Source organism: Rhodopseudomonas palustris (assembly GCF_003031265.1).
GTDB lineage: Bacteria > Pseudomonadota > Alphaproteobacteria > Rhizobiales > Xanthobacteraceae > Rhodopseudomonas > Rhodopseudomonas palustris_H.
The window spans coordinates 2633840-2653046 of sequence record NZ_CP019966.1 but is presented as its reverse complement, the minus strand read 5'-3'; the positions used below and the strand labels follow the sequence as shown (position 1 = coordinate 2653046).

Genomic DNA, 19207 nt, shown 5'->3' with positions numbered 1-19207 from the left:
GAACCACCACACCTGGAAATACACTCATGGCCAAACCGAAGCCCGACGTCGTCACCTGCTCCGAATGCGGGCAATTCAACTGCTATCGTCACGACAAGCGCTACCCCGGCATCTGCGCGACGACGGATCTCGCGCCCGAGGAGCGGCAGGAACTGGTCGAGCTGTATTCCGGCGATGCGGTCGACGCGACGCTGGCGCGAGCGGCGGCCGAGGTCGAGGGGCTGTATTATTGCAAGCTCAATCGCGTCGAAGAGACGGTGGCGTTCGCGCGCCGGATCGGCGCCAAGCGGATCGGTATCGCCACCTGCATCGGCCTGATCGAAGAAACCAAGGTGCTGGTCGACATCCTGCGGCTCGCCGGCTTCGAGACCCGCACCGCCCTGTGCAAAGTCGGCTCGATCGACAAGACCGAGATCGGCGTGCCCGAAGAGATGAAGATCAAATGCGGCCACGAGGCGTGCTGCAACCCGGTGCTGCAGGCGCGGCTACTCAACCGTGAAGAGACCCACCTCAACGTCATCATGGGCCTGTGCGTCGGCCACGACTCGCTGTTCATCCGCCACGCCGAGGCGCCGGTCACGACGCTCGTGGTGAAGGACCGGGTACTCAGCCACAATCCCGTTGCGGCGTTCCACACCGTCAAGACCTACACCAGCCGGATGCTCGACAAGAAGAGGATGCAGGAGTTGTAAGACGACCCGCGGGTTGGCTTCCGCTCGGCCCGCCAAAGTTTGTCCGCCGCTCAAAGCGTGAGGAGCGAGGCAGGACCACCCTGCTCTCGCTCCTCGGCCTAGTCCCCCGTGGCCAGGGCCTACGCCATCCGTTGATCAAGACCGGCCAGGCAGCCAAGGCGCTGTATTCATCGACCTTACAAAATACTGATCACTTGGTGATCAGCGGCCGACGTGGCGCCGGTGCCTCCGGGCTCCACACCGGGATGATCAGTCGCGTCCAGAACCGGGTGTCGTATCCGGAGTAATTATGCTCGGCGACGTCGCGGGTCAGATAGAACTGAGTGATCACCGGGCCAAAATTGTAGCCCACCAAGCCACCCAGCGCGAACTGGCTCTGCTTGTTGCCGTAAAGCCCGCCTGCGGTGCGGAACGGCGACGGCGAACCGAGATCGGTCGAGCCGTAGCCGACCAGGCCGAGCTCCCACTTGTTGAAGTGCTTGGAGACCGAGAAATCGATCTGCGCCGTATCCGGCTGGATGCTCACGCCGGTGGCGCGATCGCTGCCGCTGCTCGAATAGGTGAAGTTGGCGGTCGCGCTCCAAGTGTCGCGGTTGTAGGCGACGGTCGCCAACTCCAGGAAGGTCCAGTAATTGCCGCCGAGATTGAGCGTGTTGCCGAGGGTGGTGTTCACCGGTGCGAACGCGCCGACATAGTTGGCAAAGCCCCAGCCGCCACCGAGATCCCACGCCAGACCGACCAGACCCGCCGGATTATAGAAGTCCCGCCACGCCGCACTGGTCGGGCTGTTCGGATTGACGCTGACCGTCAGCTCCGGAAAGATTCCGAGGATTTCGAGCCGCCCGCCGAGGATCGTCACCGGCGTCGACCACGCCACCACCGGAATGTTGACGCCGGCATCGATCGTCGGCGCGGCGAAGCGCGACGAGCGTTCGAAATAGGTCGCGGTGTTGATGAAGTACACACCCTCCGGCAGCGGCGCGCCGAGCGCAATACCGGCGGTCCACCCCGCCGGGCTCACCGGATCGGCCGACGCGCCACCGGGAAGTGCGACTGCGGCAGCCACCGCGACGGCCGCCAATCGCGCGAGAAAACGAACAGGTTTCAAGATGAGTTCGACGTTCGACATGATGCCCCCAATCATCCGCTGACGGCTCACATGAATGCCCCATGACGCCGCCAACGATTGATTGTGAGATTAGTCGATCTCGCTCGCCCGCCCATTCCAAAGATAATTGACAGCGGGAACGGCCGTTGCTGCTGAGCGTGCAGCAGACGACGGTTTCATTCTCGGTCGTGAACTAATTGGTATCAGTACACGGACAAGCCATCGACGGACGGTGAGTCGTCTCATCACGCGATGCTGCCGAGGGCACCAAAGCATGCTCGGTGCTTATTCGCTCGTCATTCCGTCGAGCCGGCTGCATCCGCATCAGAGCTGCAACTGCTCATCGGTGGCGACGATTGCCGCATAGCTGGAATCCAGCGCGGCGAGAAAGGCCGCCTGCACCTGCGCGGCAGGCACATGAACGCCCCCAAACTCCAGATCGCGGGTCGCGATCGCATCATGGATCACCGTCACCGTGTAACCGAGATCTGCCGCGGCCCGCGCGGTCGCGTCGATGCACATGTGGCTCATCGCGCCGCAGATCACCACGTCGGTGATGCCTTTGGCGATCAGCTGCGCATTGAGATCGGTCTCCAAAAACGAGTTCGGGCGATGCTTCACCACCACCGGTTCGCCCTCGAGGTTCTGGACCGCCGGATTGATCTCGACCCCTGGGGTGCCTTTGACGAAGAACGGCGCCTCGGCTGAGGCGAACACGTGCTGAACGTGAACGACGAATTCTCCTTTGGCCCGCGCGGCCCGCAGCAGCCGGGCCGCATTCTCGGCCGCCGGGACGATATTGGTCAGCTCGAACTTGCCGTTCGGAAAGTAGTCGTTCTGCAGATCGACGATCACCAGTGCGCGTTTGGTCATGAGAACCTCCCTTGAGCGCCGTTGCGGCGCCGATGGCTGCACGCTAGGTGAAAGACACGCCGCTCAGGATGGGCGGACCGGACAAATCGAGGGGCGAAACTGACAATGGCCCGCGCATCGTCGCCGCCGGAAATCGGCCTGGTGCTGTACCCCGGGGTGCAGCGCGCCAGCGTCGATGGACTGACCGATCTGCTCACCGTCGCCGATCGCAATGCACGGCAGCGTCTCGGCCAGACAGCACCGCTCCTCCGCATCAGCCACCTCGCCTATGACGACGCGCAGGATCGCATCGTCCGCGTATTCGACAGTCTGCCGGCTGAGGACGGCGATCCGACGATCCTGGTGCTGTTGCCGAGCCTGGAGAAGCCGGCAGAAACGCCTCAGGCCGGCGGCCTGGTGGACTATCTGAAATCCCGCCATCAGGACGGCACGGTGCTCGCCTCGGTGTGCGCGGGTACGTTCCTGCTCGCCGCAACCGGCGTACTGGCAGGCCGCGTCGCCACCACCCACTGGTCCTATGCCGAAGCACTCGCCGAGCGGTTCGCGGACATCCGCGTCGACACCGACAAGCTGATCATCGACGACGGCGACATCATCACCGCAGGCGGCATGATGGCGTGGACCGATATGGGCCTCACTTTGATCGAGCGGCTGCTCGGTCCGGCGACGATGATCGAGACGGCGCGCAGCTTCATTATCGACCCGCCCGGCCGCGACCAGCGTGCCTACAGCGTGTTCTTGCCGCGGCTCCGGCACGGCGACGCCGCGATCCTCAAGGTGCAGCATTGGCTGCAGCGGATCGATCTGCCGGAGGTGACCGTCGCGGCAATGGCCGAGCATGCGCGGCTCGAACCGCGCACGTTTCAGCGCCGGTTTCAACGCGCCACCGGGTTTGCGCCGCTGGCGTATTGCCAGAACCTGCGGATCGGCCGCGCCCGCGTGATGCTGGAAAGCACGACGCTACCGATCGACCAGATCGCCTGGCAATGCGGATACAAAGATCCCAAATCGTTTCGCAAGGTGTTCGCCAAGATCGCCGGGCTGTCACCGGGACAGTATCGGCAACGGTTTTCCGCGGCACGCCAGGAGCCCGCACCGCGCCAGCGTAACGTGCCGGCACATGCGGGGTGAACATCGCTGCCCCGCTCGCCCGTCGTCGGATCAAATGATAGGATTAGGCTTGTCAGTTCCGCCTACAGTCCCGAGTCGTTCCGTGTCGGGAACAGTAGAGAACATGGGACGTCGCAGCCGCCAGGGCGCAGCTCCGTCCGTCAGGAGGTCCATTGCCCTACCGAGCCTTTCTCGCCCGCATCCGGCAGTTCTTCGACGGCCCGGATGAGCACCTCGATCTGATCGCCGACGGTCTCGCCGGCGGCCGGTTGCGTCAGCCTGCGACGCCGATGACCGATCAGGAACTGGCAGAGGCGATCCGCGAGTTCAAGAAAGCACCGCCATCGGCCGACTCGCTGAAGAAGCTGGAAGCCAAGCTGTCGCGCGAGGATTAGTCCTTCCCCCCAACGCCGCTCAATGCGGGATCGGTCGCGACGCCCGCCGCAGCACCGCAAACACGATCAGCGATACCAAGCCGAGCAGCGCCGACAGCACCGCCGCGCGGCCGTACTCACCGTTAAACACAGCGTTGTAGACCTCGAGCGAGATCGTGTTGGTCTTGCCGACGATGTTGCCGCCGAGCATCAAAGTGATGCCGACCTCGCCGAGCGACCGCGCGGTCCCGAGCACCAAGCCGGCCACGATCGCACCGCGGATGTTCGGCAGGATCACGAAAAGGAACGTCTCGAATTCGTTGCGGCCGAGCGTGCGCGATGCCTCGCCGAGGCTTCGGGACACGCTGGCGATCGCCGCCTCGATCGGCTTCACCACCAGCGGCAGGCCGGCGATCACCGAGGCCAGCAGGACGCCCTCCACCGAGAACACGAAACTGAAGCCGAAGCTGGTGTCGAGCCACTGCCCGACCGGGCTGCGGCGTCCAAGCAGCAGAAGTAGGAAGAAGCCGAGCGCGATCGGCGGAAACACCAACGGGATCGTCACCACCGCGTCGAGCACGGTGCGGCCCGGCCAGGATCGCTGCGCCAGCGCCCAGCCGAGCAGCGTGCCGAGCACGATGTGCAGCACCAGCGTCGCTGCGGCGATTTTCACTGACAGCAGCGCGGGCGCGATCAGCGCCGGATCGCGCAGCGCCTCAATCGCGGCAGCCAGCATCGCGGCCTAGAGCCCGTAGCGCTGCAGGATGGTACGAGCCTGCTCGGTGCCGAGGAACTGCACGAAACCCTCGGCCACCTTCGCGGCCGGGGCCCGCACGCCGCAGACGATCTCGGCCGGATCGTACAGCTTGCTGTCGACCGCGACATAGCCGCCGATGTTGCCCGCTGCGCCGATCGCATCGGTGGCGTTGATGAAGCCGGCATCGACCTCGCCGCTAGCGACGTAGCTCGTCACCTGCGGCACGGTGGCGACCGGCACCAGGCGGGCATCGATCGTTGCGGCCAGCCCGCTGCGCTCGAGAAACTGCCGGCCAGCCTTGCCATAGACGGCGCTAGCTTGATCCGGAATGCCGATCCGCTTGAAATCGGGGGCCGCGAGATCCTCCGGCTTCACGAGCGTCAGGCCCTTGCGGTAGGCGATCACCAGCCGGCCGAGGCCGAGCGGCGCGATCTGCGCAAAGCCGAGATCCTTGGCCTTTTCCAGAACAGCCTTGTCGCCGCACACCAGAGCAATCTGAGTGCTTTCGCGCGCCTGCGCCAGCACCTGCCCCATGTGGCCGTACACCTGCAGAAGCTTGTCACCCGACTGCTTTTCAAAAGCAGCGGCCAGTTCGGCGATCGGCCGCCGATAGCCTGCGCCCGCGGCCAGGGTCGTTTCATCCGCAAACGCCGGCGCTGCGAACGATACCAGGGCCACAGCCATCACCGCCGATCTGATCGACCACACCATTCCAAACCCCTCGCCCTTGCATCCGCTCGCCGACCTCTGGCTAGCAGAGACAGAGATCGTTGTATATTTCACTATACAACGATCTCGCTAGGCAGACAGGCAATGGAGAATGGGACGGACGACATCGCGCTCCGCGTCCGCACACCGCTGAGCGGGCCGGCGGGACCGTTCTGGCTCGACGTCGACTTGAAGATCGGGCCAGGCTCACTGGTGGCGATCACCGGTCCTTCAGGCGCCGGCAAAACCACCCTGCTCCGCACCGCGGCCGGGCTGGAGCGACCGGCAGAGGCCCGCATCCGCGTCGGCCGAACGCTGTGGAGCGACAGCGCGGCGCGCGTGAACGTGCCGACGCGAAAGCGCTCGATCGGACTGGTGTTTCAGGACTACGCGCTGTTTCCGAACATGACGGTGCGCGGCAATGTCGACTATGCGATCGGATCACGGGCCCATCGCAATGAGGTCGACGAGCTGCTGCAACTCGTCGAGCTTGAGGGGCTGGCCGACGCCATGCCGGACCGGCTGTCGGGCGGACAGAAGCAGAGGCTGGCCCTAATCCGCGCACTGGCGCGGCGGCCGTCGCTGCTGATGCTGGACGAGCCGCTGTCGGCGCTCGATCCGGCGATGCGGCGCAAGCTGCAGGACGATCTGCTCCGGCTGCATCACCGCTTCGGCACCACCACCCTGCTGGTCAGCCACGACGCATCCGAGATCCTTCGCCTCGCCGATCGCGTCGTCCGGCTCGAGCACGGCCGCGTAGTGTTCGACGGCGGGCCAGCGGAGTCGCTGGTCGCCGCGCCGGGCCGCGATCCGTTTGTCGTCACCGGCATCTACCTCGGCGAGCGCGACGCGAGCGGCGTCTGCACGGTGCTGGTCGACGGCCGCAAGTTACGGCTCCGCTTGTCCGAAGCAAGCGGGCTCGGCATTGGCGATCCGGTAACACTGCGGATCGATCAGGCCGTGGTGCAGCTCCCCTCGCCGGCGCCAGATGAGCAGCTCAAGGCTTGTCCGGCTTCGGCGGTTGCCGCGGCTGAGCTTCCTCACACTTGACGACGATCTTAAACACACCGCCGCATTGCGGGCACGCGTAGTCGCGAAGCTCGTAGCCTTCCACAAGTGGGCGCGCGCGCAGCAATTCCGTCGCAGATCGACAGACCGCGCAGTTACTGCTGCTACTCGACACCGCGGCCCCCACCACCCGAACCGCGGCTGTATAGCCTGATCCACACGCCGCGTCGCAACTGATCAGCACGCGACGCATCGTTATTTGGGCGAGCTCACCCTAAAGAGGTATTTGGTGACAGCATCATTCCATGATGCAGAATGAAATCAGCCTGGCTTGACGTGTACCACCTCAGAACTGCACGCCACGGGTGAGCGCACCGTCGACTACCACATTGGTGCCGGTGATGAAGCTGGCGGCACGGCTGGCGAGAAACACCACGGCGTTCGCCATCTCCTGCGGCGTGCCCATCCGGCCGGTCGGGTTGAGCGCGAGCGCGGTGTTGTAGAGATCGGGGTTGCCGTTCTTGATCTGCTCCCAAACGCCGCCCTCGAAGTACGTATTGCCGGGCGAGACGGTGTTGGCGCGGATGCCCTTGCCGGCGAGCTGATAGGCAAGACCCTGGGTGTAGTGAATGATCGCCGCCTTGAAGGTGCCGTAGGGCCCGGCGGCAAAATCGATCTCTCGCCCCGACACGCTGGAGACGGTGACGATCGCCGGCTGCGGGCTCTGTTCGAGATACGGCATCGCAGCGTCGACCAGCCGCACCGTGCCCATCATGTCGGTGGAAAAGCCCTTCGCCCAGCTCTCTTCGTCCGATCCGATCGCCAGCGCGCTGACATTGGCGACCACGACATCGATGCCGCCGAGTTTGGCCGCCATCTCGGCAACCCACGCCTTCAACCCCAGGCCATCGGACACGTCAACGGCACTACCGAACGCTGACACGCCCGTCGCCTTCAGCGCAGCGATCGCGCTCTCGACCTCGGCCGCATTGCGCGCACATAGACCGACATGCGCACCTTCCGCCGCAAACGTCTCGGCGATGGCGCGGCCGATGCCCTTGGTGCCGCCGGTGACGAGTACCTTGGCGCCCTTCAATCCCAGATCCATGCTCTCTCCCCTTGGTTAGTAGTTGCCGGCCACAGCCTGCACCAGCGGCCGGTAGCTGTGCGGCATTCGCATCGCCACCAGATCCTTCCGCCGCACCACGTTGGTCGGATACACGCTGTCGAGATTGGAGGTGTCGATCGTCGCGGTGGCAACGCCCTCCTCGCTGCCGATCAGCGCCTCACGGCGCGGAAATTCGAACGTGTCCGGCCCGAACACGCCGCTCAGTCCGGGATAGCCTCTTGCAGCATCCGCCACATTGGCGAAGGCGAAGAACACGTTGTTTTCGCCGGCGCGGACGCGGAAGTGATGCCAGTGGTGCGGATCGGCGCCAGTCGGGATCGGTGCCGGCTGTTGGACGCTGGTCCCCGCATGCGGCGTACTGAACCGGGTCGCAATCGCTGCCGGGCACGCGATGATGTCGCAGCCGCGCAGCGCCAGCACGCGGCCGGCTTCGGGAAACATCGCATCGTGGCCGATCAGCAGGCCGACGCGGCCGAGCGGCGTATCGGTCACGACCAAGCTATCGCCGGGCTGTGCCCAGCTCCGTTCGTCTTCGGTCAGATGGGTCTTGCGATAGGTCGTGAGGCTGCCGTCCGGCGCGATCAGCACCGCGCTGTTGTAGAAGATATCGCCGTCGCGCTCGGCGAGACCGCAGACGAGATACAGCGACAGCTCGCCGGCGAGCGCCGCAAGCCGGTCGGTGGCGGCGCTCGGCACAGAGATCGCAAGCCCCTTCGGATCGCCGACCCCAGTCAGGCTCAGCTCGGGAAACACCACCATCTCGGCGCCGTCGGCCCTCGCCTGGCGCGCCAGAATCTCGATCCGATCGAGATTGGCGTCGATGTCGCCGCTCGGGGCGAACTGCGCGGCGCTGAGCTTGGAGCGCTTGCCCTTCGGCCACGCCTCGTGGCCGTACAGCCCGAAGAAGTCGTACGGATTCCAGCTGAAGGTGCCGGTCAGCAGTTCGGGATACAGCTCCGGCCGCCGCTGCCGGAACACCGCCTCACCGCCGATCCGCCGCGCCCGCGCCGCTTCCAGGTCGATGTCGGCGAAGGCAACGCCGTCGCCACCATCGATCACGGCGGCGATGGCGCCGTCAGGTGCGATCACGCAGCTCCCGCCGGAGAACTGCACGGTGCGCTCCAGCCCCCAGCGGTTGCTCTCGATCACGTAGCAGGAATTTTCGAACGCCCGGCTGATCCAATATGGCGCCGGGGTCCGCTCCGCCAGCCAATTGGAAATGTGGCAGATGATGTCGGCACCGCCCAGCGCCATCAACCGCGCGGTCTCGACGAAATGGATGTCCATGCAGATCAGCAGCGCGATCCGCCCGATCGGCGTGTCGAACACCTGATTGTGCAGATCGCCCGCGGCCGACCATTTCGGCTCGGAGATATAGGGATGCGTCTTGCGGTGACGTCCAATCAATCCCTCCGGGCCGATCAGGACGGCAGAATTGTAGTAAATGCCGTCCTCATCGACTTCCGGAAGGCCGACGACGATGTAACAATCGTGCTTTTGCGCCAGTTCGGCGAACCGCTCCGTGGTCGCCCCCGGGATCGGCTCGACGAACGGCGCCACTTCGGCGCGGTCGTACCAGCAATAGCCGGTGGTGCCCATCTCCGGGGTGACGATCAGTTTGGCGCCTCCCACCGCCGCCTCCTCGCACAGCTCGAGCAGGCGCGCGATGTTGCGCTCCTTCTCGGCCATGATCGGCTCGAACTGGACGGTAGCGACCTTCAGCAGCTGCGACATCGCCGTCGCTCCCCTCACACCAGGAACGACTTCTTGATCGACGCGCCGAGCGTGTACTTCGGATCGACCATGTTGCCGAGCCGGACGCGGCCGGCCTGCGTCAGCAACATATAGGCGTCGATCTCGTCGAAGCCGTAATCAGCCGCCATCCAACGGCACAGCTCGCGATAGGCGATGCGGGCGGCATCCTCCATCGGCCGCGCCGAGCCGATCGTCATGATGAAGTCCTTGGTCTCCAGCCGCGGCCAATGGATCGGCCAGCCCTTGATCAGATCGATCTGCACCGTGGTGACAGTCGGATGCTCGATCGCAACGCCGCAGAGTTCGCCGTCGCCCTGTGCGGCATGGCAATCGCCGAGATACAACAGAGCGCCTGCGGTATTGACCGGCAGATAGATGATCGCGCCGACACCTACATCGGGCAGATCCATGTTGCCGCCGTAGTAGTCCGGAACCAGCGACGAGATCGCTTCGATCTCCGGCGAGGTGCCGATCGTGCCGATGAAAGGCTCATACGGCAGCGTAATCTTGTCGTTCCATTTGGTGCCGTGCTCGGCGGTGATTTCGAGCTTCTTGACCCGCTCCGGCAGCGGCGGATTGAGCAGTGCCGTATTGCCGGTGCCGACCAAGCCGCCGAATTCGGGCATCACCACCGTGGTGCCCCGCGGCTGCGGCCCGCGCGGCACGATGCTTTCGATGTACACCGCCAGCGTGTCGCCCTTCTCAGCGCCATTGACCCAGATCGGGCCGTTCTGCGGATTGAGGAACGGGAAGTTCAGGATCTTGGACGGAACGTCGGTCTCGCTCTTGATCGCGCCTTCAAACGCATCATGCGTTTCGGCCGCCACCACCGCGCCGGGATCGACGGTCAGGACCTTGTCGAAATAAGGCCCATAGACGTAGTGATACTTGCCCTGCTGCGCCTCGGTGAGCGTGTGGGTCGCGCCGCGAACGCCCTTGGCGACGCCCTTGCGCGCCATGATCGATTCAGTCTGCCAGGCCATGTTGGTCTCCTTGGTTGAAATCAGCTCACACCGCGAGGTGGCGGCGCATTTCGGCCTCGTCGTCGAGCGCGGCGCGGTCGAGGTCGGCAACGATCCGGCCCTTGTCCATGACGTAGCAGCGCTGGGCCATCGCCCGGATCATGTCGAGGTTCTGCTCGACCAGGATGATGGTGACGCCGGTCTTGGCGTTCAGCGCAACCATGTCGCGGGCGATATCCTGGACAATGTTCGGCTGAATGCCCTCGGACGGTTCGTCGAGCAGGATCAGCTCGGGATCAGCCACCAGCACCCGGCCGATCGCAAGCTGCTGCTGCTGGCCGCCGGACATCGTGCCAGCCCGCTGGCTCCAACGCTCACCGAGGATTGGAAACGTCTCGACAACCTCGCGGCGCTGCTGCTCGGTGAGCCGCCCCTTGATCGAGGCGCCGACTGCGATGTTCTCGGCGACGCTGAGCCGCGGAAATACGTCGCGGCCCTGCGGCACGTAGCCGATGCCGAGCCGCGCCCGCTTGAACGCTGGCAGATGCTCGATGGCATCGCCGCGGAACACGATCGAACCGTCCATCGCCGGGATCAGCCCGATCAGGCTCTTCATCAGCGTCGACTTGCCGACGCCGTTGCGGCCGATCACCGCGATGATCTCGCCTTCCCGGACCTCGATTTCGAGGCCTTGCAGCACCGGCTTGCCGCCATAGCCGGCCCGCAGTCCCACGGTGTTGAGGATGACTTCCTTACGCATGGTGATGAGCCTGCCCGAGATAGATCGCCGCGACCCGCTCGTCGGCGACGATGTCGTCGATCGAGCCCTGTGCGAACACCTGACCGAGATGCAGCACGGTGACGCGCTGCGCGACCTGGCGGACGAACGCCATGTCGTGCTCGATCGCCAGCACCGTCATGCCTCCGGCATTGAGCCGCTTGACCATCTCGCCGGTCTGGAACGTCTCTTCCGGCGACATCCCCGCAGTAGGCTCGTCGAGCAGCAGCATCCGCGGCTTCAGGCTGGTCGCCATACCGATCTCCAGCCACTGCTTCTGACCGTGGCTGAGATTGCCCGCGGTCTGCTTCTGCTCGGCTTCGAGGCCGAGGAACGCCAGCAATCGATCGATCTCCTGATCGAGCTCGGCGCCGTGCCGCGTCCGTTGCAGCGCAATCTCGAGGTTCTGCCGCACCGACAGCCCCTTGAAGACGCCGGGCACCTGAAATTTCACCGAGAGCCCGCGCGCGATCCGCGCGAACGACTTGAGCGCCGTGATGTTCTCGCCGGCGAAGAAGATCTCACCGGAGCCGGGCGCGTATTCGCCGAGGATCAGCCGGAACAGCGTACTCTTGCCGGCACCGTTGGGGCCGATCAGGCAGTGGATCTCGCCGGTCTCGAACGACAGGTTCACCTGATTGGTGACGTGCAGCCCGCCGAAATGCTTGTTCAGGCCGCGGAGTTGCAGGAGCGCCATCAGTTCCGTCCTCCCTTGGCGCGGGCGACGAGCCGGCCGATCACGTTCATTGCTCCCAGCACCAAGCCATTCGGCGCAATCAACACGGTGAGCACCAGCAGAAGCCCCATCACCACCAGTGCGTATTGGCTGCCGTAGATCGTCAGGGCCTGGAAACCGGCGAGCACCACCAGCGTGCCGACCAGCGTCGAGGTCAGATCACTGCGCCCCCCGACCGCGACCCAGATCAGCGGCAGCGCCGCCGACGTCATGCCCATGCTCGACGGCGTGATGTATTGGCCCCAGGCGGTGTAGAGCACGCCCGACAGCCCGGCGAGCCCGGCGCCGATCACGAAGTTGATGAGCTGATACTTGCGGATGTCGTAGCCGAGCATTTCGGCGCGCTCCGGATTCTCCCGGATCGCCACGATGACGTTGCCGAACGAGGAGTTCACCAGGATGCGCAGGCCGAGATAGACGACGACCACCAGCGCCAGGATCAGGTAGTACAGCCCGACATCGGCGAACAGCACGATCGGCCCGTCGAACCAGGGTATGGTGATCGGCGGCATCCCGCTCATGCCGTTGAAGCCGTTCAGCCGCGCGGCACCGATCCGCCATTCCGGTCCGGCGGTCTGGGCCATGAAGCGCTCAAGCATCAAGGTCACGGCGAGCGTGACGATGCCGAGGAACACGCCTTCGATCCGGCCGAAAAACATGAAGTAGCCGAGCAGCAGCGCCACCACCGCGGCGATCGCGATCGCCGCCAGCACCGCGACCAGCGTGAAACCGTACGCCGCGCCGAAGTTCAGCGTCAGGATGCCGTAGCTGTAGCCGGCGATGCCGAAGAACGCGGTCTGGCCGAACGACAGCGCACCGCCGTAGCCCCAGATCAGGCACAGGCTGAGCGCAATGAACACCCAGACGAAGAAATACGCGGTGTTGCCGACGGTGTAGCCGTCGCTGAACATCGGATAGGCGAGCGCACCGAGTAGCGCCAGCACAAACACCGACCAGAACAGCTTGCCGCGACCTTTGGTTTGCGGGCCCTCGAGCCGGCGGAAGAGAGAGATCAATCCGTTCACCCTCGCCTCCCTCAGGTCCGTTCGCGCAGCAGAAAGCCGGAGATGCCTTTCGGCAGCACCCGGACCACGATGATCACCGCGACCAACAGGCCGATCTGGCCGAACAGCTGGCCCTGCCAGGAGGTCATCGCCGACTTCACCACCGCGAGGACCGCAGCAGCCGGTGCAGTGCCGAGGAACACATCGGCGCCGCCGATCACCACGGTGACGAACGCCTCCATCAGGAAGGTCGCGCCCATCGTCGGCACCAGCGTCATGGTCGGCGCGTAGAGCCCGCCGGCCAGCCCGGCGAGGCCGGCACCGCAGGCAAAGGTCAGGCTGTAGATCCAGCGGGTGTCGACGCCGAGCGCATCCGCCATATGCGGCACCTGAATGGTGGCGCGCGCCTTCACGCCGAACGAGGTCCAATTGAACAGCGCGTACAGTGATCCGAGCACACCGAGCGCAGCCAGGAACAGCACGATCCGATAGATCGAATACGAATAGGCGCCGACCTGAAAGCTGCCGAACGGCGTGCCGACGCCGGCCATGGTCGAGCCGATCACGATCAGCGTGCCTTGGGTCGCAATCAGGCTGAGGCCCCAGGTCGCCACGATGGTGTCGAGCGGACGTTCATACAGATGCCGCACCACCACGAACTCGACCAACATGCCCACCACCGCGGACACCAGCGCACCGGCCAGGATGGCGAGCGGCAGTGGCAGTCCGGCGTGAACAGCGGTGGCGGTGACATAGGCGCCGCACATGATGAACTCGCCGTGGGCGAGATTGATGACGCCCATCATGCCGAAGATGACGGCGAGCCCGCAGGCCGACAGCACCAGGAAGGCGAAGGCGTCGGCGAATTGATACAGCGCCGCGAAGGCGAAGGTAGCGATGTCCATCTGACGTCCAGCAAGGTGGGCGTGGAAGGCCGCGGCTCCGGCGGCCCGACGAAAGTCCGTTGGAGGCAGAGCAGCCGCTCCGACGCGTCAGGGTGCGCCGGAGCGGGCCGCCGCACTTACTTGGGCGGCGGGTTCGACGGCGTGTATTGCGCCATCGGATCCTTCTTGGTCAGGTCACAGCCGGCCTCGCCAAGCCAATACGGCTTGATGTCCGGCCAGACTTTCGGGAAGTCGATCGAGTGATCGGCATTGACGTGCGCCAGATAGATGGTGTGCGACATGTGCTGGCTCTTCGGGTCGATGCAGACCTTGCCTTCCGGCGCATCCATGCAGACGTCACCCTGCGCGATCACCTTGCGGATCTCGTCGCGATTGGTCGACTTCGCCCGCTCCACCATCTGCTTGTAGAGATACACCGCGAGGTAGGAGTTCTCGGCCTCCTGATTGACGTACGGCTCGTTCGGGAACTTGGCCTTGAACTTGGCCAGGAACGCCTTGCTCTGCGGCGATTCGATTTCCTCGATGTAATTGGTGGTGACGTACATGTCCTTCAGGCTCGGCGGCTTGAAGCGCTTGTGCTCGTAGCCCTGCCCGACGTTGACCGAGGACGCCATCGGCAGGTTGACGTTGGCAGAAGCAGCCTGCTCGTAATACGAAGCCTGCGCGGTGCCGACCAGCAACGTCACCACGAAGTCCGGCTTGGCCTTCTGGATGTTCTGGATGCTCTGCGAGAACTGCGACACGCCGAGCGGGATGAACTCCTCGCCGGCCATCTCGCCGCCGTGCTGCTTGACGATGTTGCGCACCCACTCGGCCGAGATCTGGCCGAAATTGTAGTCGGCGGCGAGCGTGTAGACCTTCTTGCCGTACTTCTCCATCATCCACGGGATCAGCGTGGAGAATTGCTGCTCGGGCACTGCACCGGTGACGATCATGTGGCCGTCGCAGACGCCGCCTTCATACTGGTTGTTGTAGAAGGCGAGACCATTGAGCTGATCGACGATCGGCCGATAGGCTTCGCGTGAGGCCGAGGAGAAGCCGGCGAACACCGCATCCGCTTTGTCCCGCTGCAGCACCCGGCGCATGAACTCCTGATAGCGGGTGTTGTCGGACTGGGTGTCGTACACCACCAATTCGAGCGGCCGGCCCATGATGCCGCCGGCCTTGTTGATCTCGTCGGCGGCGAGCTGAATGGCGTGGACCTTGCCGATCGTCGCCACCGCGAAATCGCCCGACTGATCCTCGAGCACGCCGAGCTTGATCGGCTTCTCCGCGGCGAACGCCGCGCCTGACGCGAGGACAAGCGTCCCCGTGAGGACTGCGGCATGCAGTCCCCGTAATACAGTTCCGGTCATGTTGCTGTCTCCTACATCGCTCGTTTGTCGCCACGGTGCAGCGGCGGAGTGCCGGTGTGGCCAGTCGAATCGGGCGGCCTCGCCCGTCGGCTCAGCAGATCCTCGCAGTAACTCTCCAGGCTCTGCCTCACGCGCATGCTCTCCCGGCGGATCTGGTCGTAAGCGCCGTCTTCGTCGAGGCCGCAGTCCCGCATCCGCTGGACCACGGCGCGCAGCACGGCCCTGCGGCCGCGACGGCGCTCCTCGAGCGTCTGCAGGCGCTCCTGCATCCCGCCACGCAGGAGAAATTGATTGATGCCCATGAATAGCGCCGAGTACACAGCGCCGCCGTGCACCGGCTTGCGCAGGAACGCGGTGGCACCGAGATTGACCAGTGCCTTCAGCCGGCTCGGCGCCTCGACGCCGACCAGCCCGATCACCGGCACCGGCGGCAACTGCGATAGCGGATTGAGCTCGATTGCCAGGACACCGTCGAGATCGCCGTCGACAAACAGCATGTCGCGATCAGGCGTCAGCGAAGCGAGGTCAATCTGCGCCCGTCCGTCGACGATCGGGGCGATCTCGCAGCTGACGCCGAGCTTGGCCAGCGTCGGCTCCAGCGCGCCTTCCCTGCCCGTGCGCTCCATCACCACGAGCGCGCGGCCGCCCTTGAAGTTCTGAACCGGTCGGAAGGTCATGACTTCACCAGCCTCAACAATGGAGAACGCATAGCGGCGGCGAACCGCGGCGAGGTTTGCACCAGATACGGATCGGGCGCGATCGGCTCCGGCGCTTCGAGCAGCACTTCGAATTGCCCAGCCGCCGTCGACCGTCCGATCCGCGGCGTCAGCCAGGCGTGATAGGTCTGCGGATCGATCCGCACCTCTCCCTGGGGAGCGATCAGGCGCTGATCGGCAACCGCCGCGCGCACCGCGCTCGCCTCATCGGTGCCGGCCTGCTGCAGAGCGGCGGCGAGCAGCTTGACCGCGATGTAGCAGGCTTCCGCATCCGCCGAAGTCGGTGGCGCATCCGGAAATTTCGTCGCGTAAGCCTGGGTGAAGGCGTCATTGGCCGGCCCTGCCAAGGAGGCGAAATACACGCTGGACGACAGATGCCCGTCGACCGCTTCGGCGCCGATTTCGGAAAGCTCCGGCTCGGCCAGCGTGCAGCTCGCCACCGGGATCTCGGCGGCCTGGTCGATGCCACGCGCCCGGCAGGCCGCACGAAACGCACGGAAGAAGGCGTAGGCGCTGGTACCGATCAGATTGTTGAACACGAAATCCGGGCGCTGCTCCAGGATCGCCGCGACGGCGCGATCGACGTCTGTGTCCCCGACCGCAAGATAGCGCTCCGCCAGCACCGCGCCGCCGCGCGCGATCAGCGCTTCGCGGAAGATCCGGTTGTTCTCCCACGCCCAGATGTAGTTCGAGCCGATACAGAACGCGCGCTTGCCGTGCTTGGCGGCAAGATAATCGACCAACGGCAGCACGTGCTGGTTTGGCGAGGCGCCGGTATAGATGACGTTATCGGAGCTCTCGAAGCCTTCATAATGCGAAGGGTACCACAACAGGCCATCGTGCTTCTCAAAGCACGGAATCACCTCTTTGCGGCTCGACGACGTGTAACAGCCGATCACCTGCCGCACACCGGAGGCCAGTAGCTCGTGAGCCAGCGCGCGATACTGCGACAGGTCGCCGCCGGGATTGACGATGACCGGCTCGATCTCCGGCCCGTTTCCGCTGGTCGCCACCTCGCTGAGCCCGAGCATCGCGCCATTGAGCATGGTGCGCCCGACCGCCCCGTAGGAGCCGGTCGTGGAGAACATCACACCGATGCGCAGCCGCTTCGTCATGCTCGTGTCCAAAAACAAAAAGCGCCCACCGGCTGTCGAGCCGAGGGCGCTTTCGCCACCAACCAAACGCGCATCGATCTGCGCGGTGTCGGAAATGGTTCAAAACTCTTTGCGTCTCAGGGCTTAGTTGCCCAACGCTTGACGATTACGGTCGTCGAGTTCGTAGTTCAAGTCAAGCGCATTGTTGATGCGAAACCTGCCGCTTTTACCGCCTTTGTGCAGCAATTTGATGCACCGCGATCGACCGCTCCCCGGCGACTTCGCGTGCGATCACAACGCCCTCGCCGCGCCGCCTAGTTTAAGCTCTCGCAGCATTTTTCAACTCAAGATGCATCCACCGCTTCTCTTACTAAACCTGGAGTGGTAGAGCACCCGCGGCGATCGCAGGGGTGGACATGACCGATCATCTTCGAGGGTTCTACAAAGCTGAGTTCGAGACGGCACGAAAGAAGTCGCACGGCGTGATCTTTCTTCACGACGGCAAGATCCAGGGCGGCGACTCCACGTTCCTGTATTCCGGCGCCTATTCGGAGAAGGGACTGACAGTGAGCGGGAATCTGCGCGGGGTACGCTACTCGTCGGATCATTCGCGGCTGTCGGTGTTCGGGATCGAGCCGTTCGAAATCATCTTCGATGGCGTCGCCAAGGATGGCTACGTCACGATCGAAGGCTACGCCCACGAGACACCCGGCCTTCCGATGAAGGCCATTTTAACCCGCGTCGACGATTGAGCTTGTTTGAACCGAGACATTTAGCGCGCCACCGCTGGTAATTATTAACGGCCGAAATCCCGACATGCCATTCCGCTTGGTATCGGTGTAGTTATTTCTGTCGCTCAGCGGCGTTTGTTCAACGTCCGCTAACGCTCCAAAGTACGAGCGCCTGCCCTTCCAACCAGTTGTTAAGTGGTGCCGGCCGAGGCTGCTCCCGCGACGACGCCAGCGGCGTCCGCGGCACAACAAAAACAAGGGTGGCAGTCATGGCTTCATTCGCACAGGCGTTTCGCACCGACGACATCGATACACACGGCGCGCTGTACTGGAGCATCTACGATTTCATCCACCAGTTCGTCGCGCTGCTGGAGATCGAACAGCACTGATCGTAGCTGGGATCGATCCTGAAAACGGAATGATCTCGGGACGTCACTCGTCCAGATCGACACGTCGCGCGAGGGGCTCCGCAGAGCGCGGGGCCTTTCCCATGTGCGGCACCATCCAGGCGATCCGCTACCCAGGCGCGGCCGCCGCCAGTTCCAACAGCTTCGGCACCTGACCGCGGATGGCCGTGACCGTTTCGCGCTCGAGTCGATCGAGCCAACGCTTCGGGATTGCGGCGAGGCCATAGGTCGCGCCGGCGAGCATTCCGGCGAGCGCGCCGGTGGTGTCGGCATCGTCGCCCTGGTTGACGGTGGCGATCAGGCAATCGGCGAAGCTGCCAGTCGCGAAATAGTAGTGCAGCACGGTGCGAAGGGTATCGACCACGTAAGCCGTGGCTGGACCGCGATACGGCGTGAAACCGAAAATACGGTGAGCGTGCACCAGATCGTCGGCGATGACGCAGGCGGCGCTTTGCCCCTGCCCCGCCAGCAACACCTGCAGCATCTTGACCAGCGCGAGCGCCGCCGCATCCGACAACGGATGATGATGCGTAACGTGGGCCTGCGCGATCGTCCAGGCTTCCGCCTGCTCCGGACGACCGTAAGTGGCGAGCGCCAGCGGCAGGATCCGCATCGCGGCGCCGTTGCCGGCGTCGCCTTCGAAATACGCCCCCTGCATCTCCCCGGTTGTGATGTAACGGCGGATGCCGCGGCGGCAGGTGCTGCCGACATCGACGGGGCCGGTCTTCAGCCAGGCGGCGAATTCGGCGCAGAGGTCTGGAAGCGCGAGGCCGCCGCAGCGGATCAGCGAGCGGCCAAGCGCGAGTGCCATCTCGGTGTCGTCGGTGACCTGTCCCGGCTTCAGCCGCAGCCAGCCGCCGCCGATGATGTCCTTGTGCACGCCGTAGCGCGCAGCGATCTCAGACTTGGTCATGAACTCGACGGTGGCGCCGAGCGCGTCGCCGATCGCGAAGCCCAGATAGGCGGCGAGCGCGCGGTCTTGCAGGCTCGGCGAGGTCATGGCGC

The 19207-nt window shown here is 64.6% G+C and carries 20 protein-coding genes; 5 read left to right on the top strand and 15 right to left on the bottom strand.

The genetic code is table 11. The annotated features are described in order from the left end of the window. Positions 1-26: 26 nt before the first annotated feature. Positions 27-692, top strand: coding sequence for a DUF1847 domain-containing protein (locus RPPS3_RS12230; protein ID WP_107344349.1), 666 nt, complete (start codon positions 27-29; stop codon positions 690-692). 190 nt (positions 693-882) lie between these two features. On the opposite strand, the gene RPPS3_RS12225 is transcribed toward RPPS3_RS12230, so the two are convergent. Then, on the bottom strand, positions 883-1758 hold the full coding sequence (locus tag RPPS3_RS12225; protein WP_234819941.1) for a transporter: 876 nt from the start codon (positions 1756-1758) through the stop codon (positions 883-885). Between the two features lie 366 nt (positions 1759-2124). Beyond that, a complete protein-coding gene (locus RPPS3_RS12220; protein ID WP_107344347.1) occupies positions 2125-2673 on the bottom strand; it encodes a cysteine hydrolase family protein in 549 nt (182 codons plus the stop codon). A gap of 105 nt (positions 2674-2778) precedes the next feature. Between RPPS3_RS12220 and RPPS3_RS12215 the strand changes: the two genes are divergently transcribed. Both RPPS3_RS12215 and RPPS3_RS12210 read left to right on the top strand, forming a co-directional pair. Then, positions 2779-3804, top strand: coding sequence for a GlxA family transcriptional regulator (locus RPPS3_RS12215; RefSeq protein ID WP_107344346.1), 1026 nt, complete (start codon positions 2779-2781; stop codon positions 3802-3804). Positions 3805-3956: 152 nt separating this feature from the next. Next, positions 3957-4178 (top strand): hypothetical protein, encoded by a 222-nt coding sequence (locus RPPS3_RS12210; protein WP_107344345.1) that lies wholly within the window; start codon positions 3957-3959, stop codon positions 4176-4178. Between the two features lie 19 nt (positions 4179-4197). Here RPPS3_RS12210 and modB read toward each other — a convergent pair whose 3' ends face one another. Both modB and modA read right to left on the bottom strand, forming a co-directional pair. Continuing rightward, positions 4198-4893 carry a molybdate ABC transporter permease subunit gene (gene modB / locus RPPS3_RS12205; RefSeq protein WP_107344344.1) on the bottom strand — a complete coding sequence of 232 codons (696 nt, stop codon included), beginning with the start codon at positions 4891-4893 and terminating at the stop codon, positions 4198-4200. Positions 4894-4899: 6 nt separating this feature from the next. After that, positions 4900-5598, bottom strand: a complete 699-nt coding sequence (gene modA, locus RPPS3_RS12200; RefSeq protein ID WP_234819940.1) for a molybdate ABC transporter substrate-binding protein — start codon at positions 5596-5598, stop codon at positions 4900-4902. 129 nt (positions 5599-5727) lie between these two features. Here modA and RPPS3_RS12195 point away from each other — a divergent pair, with 129 nt between their 5' ends. Beyond that, positions 5728-6672, top strand: coding sequence for an ABC transporter ATP-binding protein (locus RPPS3_RS12195; RefSeq protein WP_107344342.1), 945 nt, complete (start codon positions 5728-5730; stop codon positions 6670-6672). Positions 6673-6976: 304 nt separating this feature from the next. Here the strand turns inward: RPPS3_RS12195 and RPPS3_RS12190 are convergent, their stop codons facing one another. The 10 genes from RPPS3_RS12190 to RPPS3_RS12145 all read right to left on the bottom strand — a co-directional run bounded on the left by RPPS3_RS12190 (position 6977) and on the right by RPPS3_RS12145 (position 17085). Beyond that, the gene (locus RPPS3_RS12190; RefSeq protein WP_107344341.1) at positions 6977-7738 is read right to left on the bottom strand and encodes an SDR family NAD(P)-dependent oxidoreductase; all 762 of its coding nucleotides are present in this window, start codon (positions 7736-7738) and stop codon (positions 6977-6979) included. Between the two features lie 15 nt (positions 7739-7753). After that, positions 7754-9493, bottom strand: coding sequence for a nitrilase-related carbon-nitrogen hydrolase (locus tag RPPS3_RS12185; RefSeq protein WP_107344340.1), 1740 nt, complete (start codon positions 9491-9493; stop codon positions 7754-7756). Positions 9494-9507: 14 nt separating this feature from the next. Then, positions 9508-10497 (bottom strand): acetamidase/formamidase family protein, encoded by a 990-nt coding sequence (locus tag RPPS3_RS12180; RefSeq protein ID WP_107346574.1) that lies wholly within the window; start codon positions 10495-10497, stop codon positions 9508-9510. Positions 10498-10522: 25 nt separating this feature from the next. Further along, positions 10523-11236, bottom strand: coding sequence for an ABC transporter ATP-binding protein (locus RPPS3_RS12175; protein WP_047309675.1), 714 nt, complete (start codon positions 11234-11236; stop codon positions 10523-10525). Then, a complete protein-coding gene (locus RPPS3_RS12170; protein WP_011157964.1) occupies positions 11229-11951 on the bottom strand; it encodes an ABC transporter ATP-binding protein in 723 nt (240 codons plus the stop codon). The genes RPPS3_RS12175 and RPPS3_RS12170 overlap by 8 nt, the downstream gene beginning before the upstream one ends. Next, a complete protein-coding gene (locus tag RPPS3_RS12165; protein WP_107344339.1) occupies positions 11951-13015 on the bottom strand; it encodes a branched-chain amino acid ABC transporter permease in 1065 nt (354 codons plus the stop codon). Before RPPS3_RS12165 ends, RPPS3_RS12170 begins: the two co-directional genes overlap by 1 nt. A gap of 11 nt (positions 13016-13026) precedes the next feature. Beyond that, positions 13027-13899 (bottom strand): ABC transporter permease subunit, encoded by an 873-nt coding sequence (locus RPPS3_RS12160; RefSeq protein ID WP_107344338.1) that lies wholly within the window; start codon positions 13897-13899, stop codon positions 13027-13029. A 116-nt stretch (positions 13900-14015) separates the two neighbouring features. After that, positions 14016-15254, bottom strand: coding sequence for an urea ABC transporter substrate-binding protein (locus RPPS3_RS12155; protein WP_107344337.1), 1239 nt, complete (start codon positions 15252-15254; stop codon positions 14016-14018). 11 nt (positions 15255-15265) lie between these two features. Next, positions 15266-15931: an ANTAR domain-containing response regulator gene (locus RPPS3_RS12150; protein WP_107344336.1), complete on the bottom strand. Its 666-nt coding sequence runs from the start codon at positions 15929-15931 to the stop codon at positions 15266-15268. Further along, complete coding sequence (locus RPPS3_RS12145) at positions 15928-17085, bottom strand: transporter substrate-binding domain-containing protein (protein WP_107344335.1); 1158 nt, start codon at positions 17083-17085, stop codon at positions 15928-15930. Before RPPS3_RS12145 ends, RPPS3_RS12150 begins: the two co-directional genes overlap by 4 nt. Positions 17086-17480: 395 nt before the next feature. Here RPPS3_RS12145 and RPPS3_RS12140 point away from each other — a divergent pair, with 395 nt between their 5' ends. Continuing rightward, positions 17481-17816: a GrlR family regulatory protein gene (locus RPPS3_RS12140; protein ID WP_107344334.1), complete on the top strand. Its 336-nt coding sequence runs from the start codon at positions 17481-17483 to the stop codon at positions 17814-17816. Positions 17817-18311: 495 nt separating this feature from the next. On the opposite strand, the gene draG is transcribed toward RPPS3_RS12140, so the two are convergent. Then, positions 18312-19202, bottom strand: coding sequence for an ADP-ribosyl-[dinitrogen reductase] hydrolase (gene draG / locus RPPS3_RS12135; RefSeq protein ID WP_107344333.1), 891 nt, complete (start codon positions 19200-19202; stop codon positions 18312-18314). Between the last annotated feature and the right edge of the window lie 5 nt (positions 19203-19207).